Source organism: Streptomyces sp. NPDC012888 (genome assembly GCF_042900645.1).
Classification (GTDB): Bacteria; Actinomycetota; Actinomycetes; order Streptomycetales; family Streptomycetaceae; genus Streptomyces.
This window is the reverse complement of sequence record NZ_JBIBBM010000001.1, coordinates 80497-94312: the sequence shown is the minus strand read 5'-3', so window position 1 is coordinate 94312 and position 13816 is coordinate 80497. Positions and strand designations below refer to the sequence as shown.

The following is a 13816-nucleotide window of genomic DNA, read 5'->3' as shown; positions in this document are numbered from 1 at the left end:
ACCGGAACGCGGGATGGCGCCGGGGCCCCGTGACGGGCCCCGGCGCCTGGCGGGTCTCGGAGACGATCCCCGAGCTAGTGGACCGCGGCCGGCGGCTGCGCCGTCGACCCGCGGACGACGAGTTCCGGCTGGAACACGAACTCCGTGCGCTGGACCGGGTTCCCGGCCACCGCCTCCAGCAGCGCCCCCACCGCCGCCGTGGCCATCGCGCGCACCGGCTGCCGCACGGTGGTCAGCGGCGGATCGGTGAACGGGATCAGCGGGGAGTCGTCGAAGCCGACGACCGACACGTCCTCCGGCACCCGCAACCCCCGCTCCCGCGCCGCCCGGATCACGCCGAGCGCCATCGGGTCGCTGCCGCAGACCACGCCCGTGCAGCCGCGGTCCAGCAGCGCGCCGCCCGCCGCGTGGCCGCCCTCGACGGTGAACAGCGTGCGCTGGAGGTCCGCCTCCTCGCAGGGCAGGCCCAGTTCGGCCAGGGCCGCCCGGAACCCCTCCGCCTTGCGGGCGGAGGGCACGTACCGGGTCGGCCCTATCGCCAGCCCGATCCGCTCGTGTCCGAGGTCCGCGAGGTGGCGTACGGCCATCCGCGCCGCCGCCCGGTCGTCCGGGGAGACGAACGGCGCGTTCACGTGCTCGTTGAACCCGTTGATCATGACGAACGGCACCCCGCGCGCCACCAGCCCCTGGTACCGCGCCGGGTCCGCGGCCGCGTCGGCGTGCAGGCCGGACAGGAACACGATGCCGGTCACACCGCGCTGTTCCAGCTGCTCGACCAGCTCGTCCTCCGTCGCCCCGCCCGGCGTCTGCGTGCACAGCACCGGCGTGTACCCGTGACCCGCCAGCGCCTGCTCGATGACCTGGGCGAACGCCGGGAAGATCGGGTTGGTCAGCTCGGGTATGAGCAGCCCCACCAGCCCGTTGCTGCGCCGCCGCAGCCGCACCGGCCGCTCGTAGCCGAGCAGGTCCATCGCGGCCAGCACCTTGTGCCGGGTGCCCGCCGCCACGCCCGCCTTGCCGTTCAGCACACGGCTGACGGTCGCCTCGCTGACCTGGGCCTGCGCGGCGATGTCCGTCAGCCGGAGGGGGGAGGTCACCCCGACGTCACCTGCCACCACACCGTGGTGTCGGCCGGCAGCACGCCGTCCCCGCCCGGCACCACGCCGTCCTCGCCCACCGCGCCGCTCGACAGCAGGACCTCGCCCGCCACGGGCAGGGTCACCGCCCCGCCCGTCGTGTTGGCGGCGCAGAGGAAGTCCCCACGGCGGAACACCAGCACGCCCTCGGGGGCCTCCTGCCACTCCACCGTCTCGCCCGCGCCCAGGTCCGGCCGCTCGCGGCGCAGCCGCAGCGCGGCGCGGTACAACTCCAGCGTGGAGGACGGGTCCCCGGTCTGCGCGGCCACGCTCAGCTCCGCCCAGGAGTCCGGCTGCGGCAGCCAGCTGCCACCCGTGCCGAAGCCGTACGGCGCCTCGGTGCCCGACCACGGGATCGGAACCCGGCAGCCGTCGCGGAAGCCGTCCTGGCCGGCCGCGCGGAAGAACGAGGGGTCCTGGCGGACCTCGTCCGGCAGGTCGGTGACGTCGGGCAGGCCGAGCTCCTCGCCCTGGTAGACGTAGGCCGAGCCGGGCAGCGCCAGCATCAGCAGGGTCGCCGCCCGGGCGCGCCGCAGGCCGAGCTCGCGGTCGCCCGCCTCGCGCAGCTGCGTGCCCAGGCCGGCGGGGTTCGCGAACCGGGTCGCGTGCCGGGTGACGTCGTGGTTGGACAGCACCCAGGTGGTGGGGGCGCCGACGGGCCGCATCGCGGCGAGCGAGCCGTCGATGACCTCGCGCAGCGCGGCGGCGTCCCAGTCCGTCGTCAGGTACTGGAAGTTGAACGCCTGGTGCATCTCGTCGGGGCGGACGTACCGGGCGGTGCGCTCGACCGTGGGGGTCCAGGCCTCGGCGACCAGGACGCGGTCGCCCTCGTACTCGTCGAGGATCCGGCGCCAGGAGCGGTAGATCTCGTGGACGCCGTCCTGGTCGAAGAAGGGCATGACGTCGTTGCCGAGCAGCTTGAGCTGGTCCCCGCCGCCGATGTCGGGCAGACCGGGGGCCTTGACCAGGCCGTGGGCGACGTCGACGCGGAAGCCGTCGGCGCCGAGGTCGAGCCAGAACCGCAGGATCGAGCGGAACTCGTCCTGGACGGCCGGGTGCTCCCAGTTGAAGTCGGGCTGCTCGGGCGCGAAGAGGTGCAGGTACCACTCGCCGTCGGCGACGCGGGTCCAGGCCGGTCCGCCGAATATGGACTCCCAGTCGTTGGGCGGGAGTTCGCCGTTCTCGCCCTGGCCGGGGCGGAAGTGGAAGCGTTCGCGCAGCCGGGAGCCGGGGCCCTCGCGCAGGGCCTGCTTGAACCAGTCGTGCTGGTCGGAGCAGTGGTTGGGCACGAGGTCGACGATGATGCGCAGGCCCAGGGCGTGGGCCTCGCGGATCAGCGCGTCGGCGTCGTGGAGGGTGCCGAACATGGGGTCGATGGCCCGGTAGTCGGCGACGTCGTAGCCCGCGTCGGCCTGCGGGGAGGCGTAGAAGGGGCTGAGCCAGACGGCGTCGACCCCGAGTTCCTTCAGGTAGGGGAGTCTGCTGCGCACGCCCGCGAGGTCGCCCATGCCGTCGCCGTTGCCGTCGGCGAAGCTGCGCGGGTAGACCTGGTAGATCACCGCGTCTCTCCACCATCCCGTGTGCGTGCCGGTGGTCGGTGCGGCGGGGGCAGCGAGGTGCTGGGTCATGTCATCCCTGGGGTTTCGGGGTGGACGGCGCCGCCCTGGTCGGGGGCGGCGCCGTGCTGGAACGGTTGCGTGCGTGCGTACGTACGTGACGTGCGTTGCGTACCGCGTGCGTCGGCCGGCCGGCCGGTCGGACGCGCGGGCCGCGACGGCCCGCGCGCGGCTCAGCCCTTGGTGGCTCCGGCCGTCATGCCGGCGACGAGGTGCCGCTGGGCGAAGACGAAGAACACCGCGGCGGGGACGGCGATGAGGACCGAGGCGGCCGTCATCGGGCCCCAGTTGGCCGTGTACTGGGTGACGAAGGTCTGCAGGCCGCCGGCCAGGGTCAGGTTGTCGTCGCCGACCATGAAGGCGGAGGCGTAGGCCACCTCGCCCCAGGCGGTGATGAAGGAGTAGAAGCCGGTGACGGCGAGGCCGGGGCGGGCCAGCGGCAGGATGAGCCGCCAGAAGGTGCCGAAGGGGTTGAGGCCGTCCACCCGGCCGGATTCGTCGATCTCGACGGGGATGGTGTCGAAGAAGCCCTTCATCATCCAGGCGCAGAACGGCACGGCGATGGTGAGGTACGTGATGATCAGGCCGACCGGCTGGTTGAGCAGCCCGAGCTGCCCCATCAGGTTGTAGAGCGGCACGATCAGGATGGCCATGGGGAACATCTGGGTGATCAGCAGGGTCCACATCAGCGGGCGCATGCCGGGGAACCGGAAGCGGCTGACGGCGTAGCCGGTGGTGGCCGCGATGAACACGCCGAGGACCGTGGTGACGCCGGCGACCAGCACGGAGTTGGCGAACCAGGTGAAGAAGGAGGTGGACTCCACCAGGAAGCGGTAGTTCTCCAGGGTGGGGTCCTTGACGAAGTCCGTGCTGACGGCCTTGCCCGCGGGCTTGAAGGAGGTCAGCAGCACCCAGAGGACCGGGAAGACGGCGATGACGGAGGCCGCGACGAGGGTCGCGTGCAGTCCGAAGGAGGCGAGCGGCGAGCGCTTGCCGCGCGGGCGGACGGGACGTGCGGGACGTACGGAGGCGGCCACGGTCACCACACCTCTCCCTGCTTGCGCAGTGCGCGCCGGTAGACCAGCGCGAAGATCATGAGCAGGGCGAGGATGAGCACGCCCCATGCCGCCGAGCCGGCGAAGTCGCGGGGGCTGGACACGAACGCCTCGCGGAAGGCCTGGGTCACCAGGATCTCGGTGGAGTCGCCGGGTCCGCCGCGGGTCAGCAGGAAGATCACCGGGAACATGTTGAAGGTCCAGATGGTGGAGAGCAGGATCACCGTCATGCTGACCGCGCGCAGTCCGGGCAGCGTGATGTGCCGGAAGCGCTGCCAGGCGCTCGCGCCGTCCATCTCGGCGGCCTCGTAGAGCTCGCCGGGGATGGACTGGAGGCCGCCGAGGAGGGCGACCATCATGAAGGGGACGCCGAGCCACACGTTGACGGTGATGACGGCGAGCTTGGCCCAGGTGGGGTCGTCGAGCCAGGGCACGGCCGCGATGCCGCCGCCTTCGAGCACCTTGTTGAGGATGCCGTTGTCGCGGTTGAAGAGGAACCGCCAGGCGAAGACGGAGACGAAGCCGGGCACCGCCCACGGCAGGATCAGCGCCATCCGGTAGGCGGCGCGGCCCCGGAAGTTCCGGTTGAGCATGTTCGCCAGGACCAGTCCGAGCGTGAACGTGACGGACACGCAGACGACGGTCCAGGTCACCGTCCACACCAGCCGCTGCCAGAACACCGGGTCGCCGAGGACCGCGGCGTAGTTCTGGAGCCCGACGAACTCGTACGTCGCCTCGATGGTGTTGGCGCCGATGGTCCGGGCGACGTTGCGCTCGTTGGCGTCGGTCAGCGACAGGTAGACGCCGCGGACCAGCGGCCATCCGATGATCACGCCGAGTACGAGGACCACCGGGGCGACCATGGCCCAGGCGTACCAGTGGGTGGCGAGCGCGCGCTTCAGGCCGCCGCGGCCGCGGCCGCGGGCGGTCTTCTCGCCCGCGGCCGGTGCCGCTGTCCGGCTGGTGTGGACAGCCATGGTGGTGTTACTTCCAACCCTTGAGGATCTTGCGGAACTCGGCGCCGGCGGCCTTGGCCGCGTCCTCCGGGCTGGAGGCGCCGGTGACGGCCTTCGTGTACTCGACCTGGAGCGGGGCGAAGAGGCTGCCGTTCTCCGGGATCCAGGCGCGCTCGACGGCCTTGTCGACGGCCGGCTTGAAGAACTGGACCATCTCGTTGGACTTGACGTCGGGCTGCTCGTACGCGGCGGTCCGGGTCGGGAGCAGGCTCAGCTCCTTGGTGACCTGCACCTGGACCTCGGGCGAGGTCATGTACTCGACGAAGGCGTGGGCGGCGGCGCGGTTCTTCGAACCGGCGTAGACGCCGAGGTCGTGGCCGCCCTGCGGGCCGCCGGCGCGGGCGGAGCCGGCCGGGACCGGGGCGATGCCGAGGTTGGCCTTGTCGGTGAACTGGGCGCCGGCGTAGGCGTCCTTGATCGCCCACGGGCCGTTGACCATCATGGCCACTTCGCCGTTCTTGAAGGCGTTCTGCATGTTGTCGTAGCCGTCGGTGGCGTTGGTGATCGCGGCACCCGAGGTGACGAGGTCACGAGCGGCCTTGAAGGCCTTGACGCCGGCCGGGCCGTCGACGGTGACGGTCTTGTTCTTGGCGTCGACCAGGTCGCCGCCCTCGCCGTAGATGAACGGCAGGAACCAGTAGGAGTCGTCGCCGCGGAGGTACAGGCCGGTCTTGCCGGTCTTCTCCTTGATCTTGGCGCCGGCGGCCTTCAGCTCCTCCAGGTTGGTGGGGGGCGTCACACCGGCGTCGGCCAGCATCTTCTTGTTGTAGAAGAGGCCGAGCGAGTCGATGACCTGGGGAACGGCGTACATCTGGCCGTCGAACCTGCCGCTGGCCGCGGCGGCCGGCAGGAAGTCGGCGTCGACCTTCTTCGCGGTCTCGGCGGGGACCTTGTCCAGGTAGCCGAGGGAGGCGAAATCGGCCACCCAGCCGACGTCGGCGCGGATCACGTCGGGCGCTTCGGAGCCGCTGCTGAAGGCGTTCTTCACCTTGTTCTGCGCGTCGCCGTAGGGGACGTTGACGTACTTGACGGTGACCTTGGGGTGCTTGGCCTTGAACGCCTCGGCGATCTTCTGGAAGGTCGCCTTCTCGGTGTCGTTGGAGGTGTCCCACCAGGTGACGGTGCCCGAGAGCTCCCCGCCGGCCTTGACCTCGCCGCCGCTGTCCTTGTCGTCACCGCCGCAAGCCGTCGCCGCGAGCGCCAGGGCCGCGACCAGCGCGGTGGCCGCTATGCCACGCCGCATATGAACTCCTTCGATGATCCCGGCCGCGCCCTCGCGGTCCCGAGTTGCCGAGAACGTAACAAGCCTGAAAGCTGTCCGAAAGAGCTTGCGGCAAATTTCTGCAAGCGGAGGCGATTGTTACATCCGCGTGTCCGGACGGTGCCCCAGGCGTTGACCCGGTATGACCCAAGAGCTCGCCCCACCCCGCGTCGCAAGCGCTTCCGCAAGTGCTTCCGCAAGCGCTTCCGCAAGTGCGGCCGACCCGGCGGCCGGCGGCGGGGCGGGCGCGGGCTGGTGGCGCGACGCCGTCATCTACCAGGTCTACGTCCGCTCCTTCGCCGACAGCGACGGCGACGGTGTCGGCGACCTCCGGGGGATCCGCGAGCGCCTGCCCCACCTGCACCGCCTCGGCGTGGACGCGATCTGGCTCACCCCCTTCTACGCCTCCCCCCAGGCCGACGGCGGCTACGACGTCGCCGACTACCGCTCCGTCGACCCGCTCTTCGGCGACCTCGCCGACGCCGGCGAGCTGGTCCGCGCCGCGCACGCGCGGGGGCTGAAGGTGATCGTCGACGTGGTGCCCAACCACACCTCGGACCGGCACCCCTGGTTCCTGGCCGCCCTCGCCGACTCGCCCGGCGGCCCCGACCGGGCCCGCTACCACTTCCGGCCCGGCCGCGGCCCGGACGGATCGCTGCCGCCCAATGACTGGGAGTCCGTCTTCGGCGGGCCCGCCTGGACCCGGCTCCCGGACGGCGAGTGGTACCTGCACCTGTTCGCCCCCGAGCAGCCCGACCTCGACTGGGACCACCGGGAGGTCGCCGAGGAGTTCCACTCCGTGCTCCGGTTCTGGCTGGACCTGGGCGTGGACGGGTTCCGCGTGGACGTCGCCCACGGCATGGTCAAGGCCCCCGGGCTGCCCGACGTGGGCGCGGCCCGGCAGGCCACCCTGATCGGCAGCCAGCCGCTGCCCTTCTTCGACCAGGAGGGCGTCCACGAGATCCACCGCTCCTGGCGACGGCTGCTCGACTCCTACGGCGGCCAGCGGATCGGCGTCGCCGAGGCCTGGGCGCCCGACTCCGAGCGGCTGGCCCGCTACGTCCGCCCAGACGAGCTGCACCAGGCCTTCAACTTCCGCTTCCTGCAGTGCCCCTGGGACGCGGAGGCGGTCCGTACCGTGGTCGACGAGTCAATGGCCGCCACCGACGCCGTCGGCGCCCCCACCACCTGGGTGCTGTCCAACCACGACGTGGTCCGCCACCGCACCCGTTACGGGAGCCTGCGCCGGGCCCGCGCCGCCGCCCTGTTCATGCTGGCCCTGCCCGGCTCCGCCTACCTCTACCAGGGGGAGGAACTGGGCCTGCCCGAGGTCACCGACCTCCCCGACGAGGTGCGCCGGGACCCCGCCTTCCTGCGCACCGCCGGGCAGGACGGGCTGCGCGACGGGTGCCGCGTCCCGCTGCCCTGGTCCGGCGAGCTCCCCCCGTACGGGTTCGGGCCCGGCGGCAGCTGGCTGCCTCAGCCCGACACCTGGGCCGGGCTGAGCGTGGCCGCGCAGACCGGCGACCCGCACTCCACCCTGGAGCTCTACCGCGCCGCCCTGGAACTGCGCCGGGAGCTGCCCGGGCTCGGCGGGCCCGAGGCCGGGCCGCTGCGCTGGCTGCCCTCCCCCGAGGGGGTGCTGGTCTACTCCCGGCCCGGGTTCGTCTGCACCCTCAACACCAGGCCGGAGCCGGTGGAGCTGCCGGTGCCCGGCCGGCCCGTACTGTCCAGCGCGCCGGTCGAGGCGGGCCGTCGCACCGCCTGGCTGCCCGCGGATTCGTGCACGTGGTGGGCATCGTGAACGAACGCCCGGTAAGGTCCAGTCCCATGACCGCGCGGCTTGCCGACATCGCAGCTCAGGCGGGGGTCAGCGAAGCCACCGTCAGCCGGGTGCTCAACGGCAAGCCGGGTGTGGCAGCGGGCACCCGCGAATCCGTGCTGGCCGCGCTCGACGTGCTCGGCTACGAGCGGCCCGTACGGCTGCGGCAGCGCAGCGCGGGACTGGTCGGGCTCATAACCCCCGAGCTGGACAACCCCATCTTCCCGGCGCTGGCCCAGGTCATCGGGCAGGCGCTGACCCGGCAGGGCTACACCCCGGTGCTGGCCACCCAGACCCCCGGCGGCTCCACCGAGGACGAACTGACCGAGATGCTGGTGGACCGCGGGGTCTCCGGCATCATCTTCGTCTCCGGCCTCCACGCCGACACCACCGCCGACACCACGCGCTACGACCAGCTGCGCGGGCAGGGCGTCCCGTACGTCCTGATCAACGGCTTCTCCGACAAGGTCCAGGCCCCCTTCGTCTCCCCCGACGACCGGGCAGCGATGCACCTGGCCGTCACCCACCTCACCGCCCTCGGGCACACCCGGATCGGGCTGGCCGTCGGCCCCAAGCGGTTCGTGCCGGTGCTGCGCAAGATCGAGGGCTTCCGGTCGGCCGTGCACGAACGGCTGGGCCTGGACGAGGCGGCGGCCGAGGAACTGATCCAGCACTCCCTCTACACCCTGGAGGGCGGGCAGGCCGCGGCGGCCGCACTGATCGAACGCGGCTGCACGGCCGTGGTCTGCGCCAGCGACATGATGGCCCTGGGCGCGGTCCGGGCGGCGCGGCAGCGCGGGCTGCGGGTCCCGCAGGACGTGTCGGTGGTCGGCTTCGACGACTCCCCCCTCATAGCCTTCACCGATCCGCCGCTGACCACGATCCGTCAGCCGGTGCAGGCGATGGGCCAGGCGGCGGTGCGCACCCTCCTGGAGGAGATCGGGGGCACTCCGGCCCCGCACAGCGAGTTCGTCTTCATGCCCGAGCTGGTGGTCCGCGGGTCCACGGCATCGGGTCCGCGCCGGCCGTAGGGGATGCCGCGGCGGGGGTCCTCCACAGGGCGGATGCCGGGCCGGCCAAGACGGTACCGAGGGATGATCGGGCCCGCGACGCCATCTGGCAGACTCTGACCCCATGGGTGAATCGAGCGTGAAGACACTGGAAACCCTTACGGACGTCTCGTCACCCACCGTGACCGGAGGGGAGGGCCGCCCGGAGGGCCGGCGCACACTCCTGGAACGGATGCGCGCACCCCGCAGGCCGCGGATCTGGTTCGAGATCCTGCTCATCGCGGTGAGCTACTGGACCTACTCGCTGATCCGCAACGCCGTGCCGGAGCAGAAGGCGGTCGCGCTGCGGAACGCCGACTGGATCTGGGAGGTCGAGCAGGGCCTCGGCATCGCCGTGGAGCAGACGGTCAACCACGCCGTGAACTCGGTCACGTGGCTGATCGTCGGCATGAACTACTACTACGCGACGCTGCACTTCGTGGTGACCATCGGCGTGCTGGTGTGGATCTACCGCCGGCACCCCGGCCGGTACGCCGCCACCCGCATGGTGCTCTTCGCCACCACCGGCGTGGCCCTGGTCGGCTACTACCTCTACCCGCTCGCGCCGCCCCGGCTGATGAACGGGCAGGACTTCATCGACACGGTGCTGGTCCACCACACCTGGGGCTCCATGGCCTCGGGCAACCTCAAGAACATGTCCAACCAGTACGCGGCCATGCCCTCCATGCACATCGGCTGGTCGCTGTGGTGCGGGCTGACCATCTACGCGGTGGCCGCCGCCCCCTGGGCGCGGATCCTCGGCCTGCTGTACCCCACCGCCACCCTGGTGGTCATCGTCGCCACCGCCAACCACTTCTGGCTGGACGCGGTCGGCGGCATCATCTGCCTGGCCTTCGGCTACACCCTCTCCCGCGCCTGGTACGGCGCCCTCCCCCACCGCCTGCCGCGACTGCCGCTGGACGGGGACCCCCATCCGGCGACCGCCTACCTGCGGGCCCGGTTCGGCAGCGGACGGGTCTGAGGGCCGCCCCGGTGGGGGCGTCACCCGGTCGCACCGCCCGGCGCGCGGCGGCACCCGCCCGGGACCAGGGTGGACCGCGCCCGTCCGAACCGGAGCCTCCGGCACCGCACGGGTCCACCGAGAGGGGATGTCCCATGCGAACCCAGCTCTTCCTCACGGCCGGCGGCCTGGCCGCGGCGCTCCTGGCCGGCCCGGCCGCGCCGCTCGCGGCGGCCACCGGCCACGGCTCCGGCTCGGGCGACCGGGTCGACACCGGTCTCCGGCCGCTGGTCTCGTACCACGCGGAGTACGTGCCGGCGGGCGCCACCGCCCGGGTCCGGGCGCACTACCGGCCCGGCGGCAAGACGCTCGTGAAGTTGCGCGTGCGGGGTCTCATACCGAACCGCGCGTACGGCGCGCACGCGCACCAGAAGGCCTGCCACCCGACGGACGGGGCTGCGGCCGGCGGGCACTTCCAGTACGTACAGGACCCGGTGCAGCCGTCGACGGACCCCGCGTACGCCAACCCGGACAACGAGATCTGGCTGGACTTCACCACCGACGCCCGGGGCGAGGCCACCGCCCGCGCGCTCGTCGACTGGCAGTTCCCGGCCGACCGGCGCGCCCACTCGGTGATCGTCCACGACCACCGCACCAGGACCGGCCCCGGCGAGGCCGGCGTGGCGGGCCCGCGGCACGGCTGCCTGACCGTGCCGTTCTGAGCCGCCCCGGTCCGCGGCCGGCGGCGCGTGCCCGTCAGGCCCCGTAGAAGTACTCGTCGACCACCGCGCGGGCGCGGCGGGTGACGCGGCGGTAGTCGTCCAGCATCTCGCCGACCCGCCCTTCGCCGTAGCCGAGGTAGCGGCCGACGGCGGCCAGTTCGCGGGCTTCCGTGGGGAAGGTGTCGCCGGCGCGGCCGCGGACCAGCATGACCGCGTTGCGGACGCGGGTGGCCAGCACCCAGGCCTCGTCGAGGACCTGCGCCTCCTCGGTGGGGATCAGCCCGGCCGCGTGCGCGGCGGACAGGGCCTGCCGGGTGCGGGTGGTGCGCAGGCCGGGCTCGGACCAGCCGTGCCGGAGCTGGAGGAGCTGGACCGTCCACTCGACGTCGCTGAGGCCGCCGCGGCCGAGTTTGGTGTGCAGGGTGGGGTCGGCGCCGCGCGGCAGCCGCTCCGACTCCATCCGGGCCTTGAGGCGGCGGATCTCGCGGGCGGCGTCCTCGCCGATGCCCTCCATCGGGTAGCGCAGCGGGTCGACCAGCTCGATGAAGCGGCGGCCGAGGTCCTCGTCGCCGGCCACCGGCTCGGCGCGCAGCAGGGCCTGGCTCTCCCACACCAGTGACCAGCGCTTGTAGTAGGCGGCGTACGAGGCGAGGGTGCGGACCAGCGGGCCGCTGCGGCCCTCGGGGCGCAGGTCGGCGTCGATCAGCAGCGGCGGGTCGGCGGTGGGCAGCTGGAGCAGCCGGCGCATCTCGGCGATGACGGTCTGGGCGGCGCGGGCGGCCTCCTGTTCGTCGACGCCCTCGCGGGGCTCGTGGACGAAGAGGACGTCGGCGTCCGAGCCGTAGCCGAGTTCGTGGCCGCCGAACCGGCCGACGCCGATCACCGCGAACCGGGTGGGGAGGGTGTCGCCCCAGGTGTCGCTGACGGCGGCGCGCAGGGCGCCCCCGATGGTGGCGGCGGTCAGGTCGGAGACGGCGTCGCCGACGCGGTCGACGAGGGCGCCGGGGTCCTCTATGGCGGGCTGGTCCTCCGTCCCGTACGAGGCGATGATGTCGGCCGCGGCGGTACGGAACAGCTCGCGCCGGCGGACCCCGCGGGCGGCGGCGACGGCGGCCTCGGCGTTCCCGGCCCGGCCGACGGCGGCCAGCACCTCCTGTTCCAGGGCCTCGGGGGTGCGCGGCGCCAGTCCCTCGGGGTCGCCGAGCAGGGCCACCGCCTCCGGGGCCCGCATCAGCAGGTCGGGGGCGAAGCGGCCGGCGGACAGCACCCGGGCCAGGTTCTCGGCGGCGGCGCCCTCGTCGCGGAGCAGGCGGAGGTACCAGGGGGTCTTGCCGAGGGCGTCGGAGACCTTGCGGAAGTTGAGCAGGCCCGCGTCCGGGTCGGCGGAGTCGGCGAACCAGCCGAGCATCACGGGGAGCAGGGTGCGCTGGATCGCGGCCTTGCGGGTGACGCCGGAGGCCAGGGCTTCGAGGTGGCGCAGCGCGGCGGCCGGGTCGGCGTAGCCGAGGGCCTCCAGGCGCTGGCCGGCGGCGCGCGGGGAGAGCCGGGTCTCGCCGGGGGCGAGCTGGGCGACGGCGTCGAGCAGCGGCCGGTAGAAGAGCTTCTCGTGGAGCCGGCGGACCACGGAGGCGTGCCGGCGCCAGGCCTTGTTGAGTTCGGCGACGGGTTCGGTGCGCAGGCCCATGGAGCGGCCGAGGCGGCGCAGGTCGGCCTCGTCCTCGGGGACCAGGTGGGTGCGGCGCAGCCGGTACAGCTGGATGCGGTGCTCCATGGCGCGCAGGAAGCGGTAGGCGTCGCCGAGCTGGGCGGCGTCGGCGCGGCCGACGTAGCCGCCCGCGGCGAGGGCGTGCAGGGCGTCGAGGGTGGTGCCGGAGCGGAGGGTGGAGTCGCTGCGGCCGTGCACGAGCTGGAGGAGCTGGACGGCGAACTCGACGTCGCGCAGGCCGCCGGGGCCGAGTTTGAGTTCGCGGTCGACCTGGGCGGCGGGGATGTTGTCGACGACGCGGCGGCGCATCTGCTGGACGTCGGCGACGAAGTTCTCGCGTTCGGCGGCCTGCCAGACCATCGGGGTTATGGCGTCGACGTAGGCGGTGCCGAGTTCCGGGTCGCCGGCCACGGCGCGGGCCTTGAGGAGGGCCTGGAACTCCCAGGTCTTGGCCCAGCGCTGGTAGTAGGCGAGGTGGGAGGCGAGGGTCCGGACGAGGGGGCCGTTGCGGCCCTCCGGGCGGAGGTTGGCGTCGACGGGCCAGATGGTGCCTTCGACGGTGGTCTCGGAGCAGATCCGCATCAGGTGGGAGGCGAGGCGGGTGGCGGCCTGCAGGGCCTTGGCCTCGTCGGCTCCGTCGGCGGCGTCGGCGACGAAGATGACGTCGACGTCGGAGACGTAGTTGAGTTCGTGGCCGCCGCACTTGCCCATGGCGATGACGGCGAGCCGGCACAGGCGGGCGTCGGCGGGTGCCGCGGCGGAGGCGATGCGCAGGGCGGCGCGGAGGGTGGCGGTGGCGAGGTCGGCGAGTTCGGCGGCGGTCTGGGCGACGTCGGTGGTGCCGCAGACGTCGCGGGCGGCGATGGAGAGCAGGCAGCGGCGGTAGGCGACCCGGAGCGTCACCGGGTCGTGCGCCTCGGCCAGGCACTCCTCGAACTCGGGGAGGCCGGGGTGCAGGTCGGCGGCCTCGTAGGTGACGAGTGCCTGCCAGTCGCGGGGGTGCCGGGCGAGGTGGTCGGCGAGTGCCTCGGAGGCTCCGAGGACGCCGAGCAGCCGGTCGCGCAGCGGTTTGGCGGTGACGAGGGTGGCGAGCAGGGCCGGGCGTTCGTCCCCGCTCTGCGCCTCGGCGAGCCGGGCGAGGCCGCGGAGGGCCAGGTCGGGGTCGGCGGTGGCGCCGAGGGCGTCGAGCAGCACCGGGTCGTTGCGTACGGCGGCCAGCGCGTCGGAGTCCAGCAGCCGTCCGGCCGCGGACGGGTCGGTGAACCCGCTGCGCAGCAGCCGGATGAAGGTGCTGCTCCTGCGTCCCGGGACCGTCATCCCGCTGCCTCCCGCGTCCGTCGCCGCCAGCCGTGATCCCTGCCGAGCCTATCCGGCGCCCCGGGCGCGTCCCTTCCCGGCGCGGCCTCCGGACGCCCGGGGCGCCGCCGCACGTGTCGAACGTCACACGGGGTGCCGGCCGGTGGACAGCGCTCC

At 73.1% G+C, this 13816-nt stretch carries 10 protein-coding genes; 4 read left to right on the top strand and 6 right to left on the bottom strand.

Going from position 1 to position 13816, the window contains the following annotated elements; translation table 11 throughout:
* Positions 1-74: 74 nt before the first annotated feature.
* The 5 genes from ACFY61_RS00425 to ACFY61_RS00405 form a co-directional block, all read right to left on the bottom strand.
* Entirely contained in the window at positions 75-1097 is a 1023-nt protein-coding gene (locus ACFY61_RS00425; RefSeq protein WP_389464904.1) for a LacI family DNA-binding transcriptional regulator, read from the bottom strand.
* A complete protein-coding gene (locus ACFY61_RS00420) occupies positions 1094-2764 on the bottom strand; it encodes a glycoside hydrolase family 13 protein (protein ID WP_389464901.1) in 1671 nt (556 codons plus the stop codon). Before ACFY61_RS00420 ends, ACFY61_RS00425 begins: the two co-directional genes overlap by 4 nt.
* A 161-nt stretch (positions 2765-2925) precedes the next feature.
* Positions 2926-3876 (bottom strand): sugar ABC transporter permease, encoded by a 951-nt coding sequence (locus ACFY61_RS00415; protein ID WP_389464899.1) that lies wholly within the window; start codon positions 3874-3876, stop codon positions 2926-2928.
* Positions 3792-4784 (bottom strand): carbohydrate ABC transporter permease, encoded by a 993-nt coding sequence (locus ACFY61_RS00410; RefSeq protein WP_389464896.1) that lies wholly within the window; start codon positions 4782-4784, stop codon positions 3792-3794. Before ACFY61_RS00410 ends, ACFY61_RS00415 begins: the two co-directional genes overlap by 85 nt.
* A 7-nt stretch (positions 4785-4791) precedes the next feature.
* Positions 4792-6066, bottom strand: a complete 1275-nt coding sequence (locus tag ACFY61_RS00405; RefSeq protein ID WP_389464893.1) for an extracellular solute-binding protein — start codon at positions 6064-6066, stop codon at positions 4792-4794.
* Between the two features lie 160 nt (positions 6067-6226).
* On the opposite strand from ACFY61_RS00405, the gene ACFY61_RS00400 reads away from it, so the two are divergent.
* The 4 genes from ACFY61_RS00400 to ACFY61_RS00385 all read left to right on the top strand — a co-directional run bounded on the left by ACFY61_RS00400 (position 6227) and on the right by ACFY61_RS00385 (position 10638).
* The gene (locus ACFY61_RS00400) at positions 6227-7888 is read left to right on the top strand and encodes a glycoside hydrolase family 13 protein (RefSeq protein WP_389464891.1); all 1662 of its coding nucleotides are present in this window, start codon (positions 6227-6229) and stop codon (positions 7886-7888) included.
* Between the two features lie 26 nt (positions 7889-7914).
* A complete protein-coding gene (locus ACFY61_RS00395; protein ID WP_389464888.1) occupies positions 7915-8937 on the top strand; it encodes a LacI family DNA-binding transcriptional regulator in 1023 nt (340 codons plus the stop codon).
* A 103-nt stretch (positions 8938-9040) separates the two neighbouring features.
* Complete coding sequence (locus ACFY61_RS00390) at positions 9041-9937, top strand: phosphatase PAP2 family protein (protein WP_389464885.1); 897 nt, start codon at positions 9041-9043, stop codon at positions 9935-9937.
* A 134-nt stretch (positions 9938-10071) separates the two neighbouring features.
* A complete protein-coding gene (locus ACFY61_RS00385) occupies positions 10072-10638 on the top strand; it encodes a superoxide dismutase family protein (RefSeq protein WP_389464882.1) in 567 nt (188 codons plus the stop codon).
* A gap of 34 nt (positions 10639-10672) precedes the next feature.
* Here the strand turns inward: ACFY61_RS00385 and ACFY61_RS00380 are convergent, their stop codons facing one another.
* Complete coding sequence (locus tag ACFY61_RS00380) at positions 10673-13660, bottom strand: bifunctional [glutamine synthetase] adenylyltransferase/[glutamine synthetase]-adenylyl-L-tyrosine phosphorylase (protein WP_389464879.1); 2988 nt, start codon at positions 13658-13660, stop codon at positions 10673-10675.
* Positions 13661-13816 lie beyond the last annotated feature (156 nt).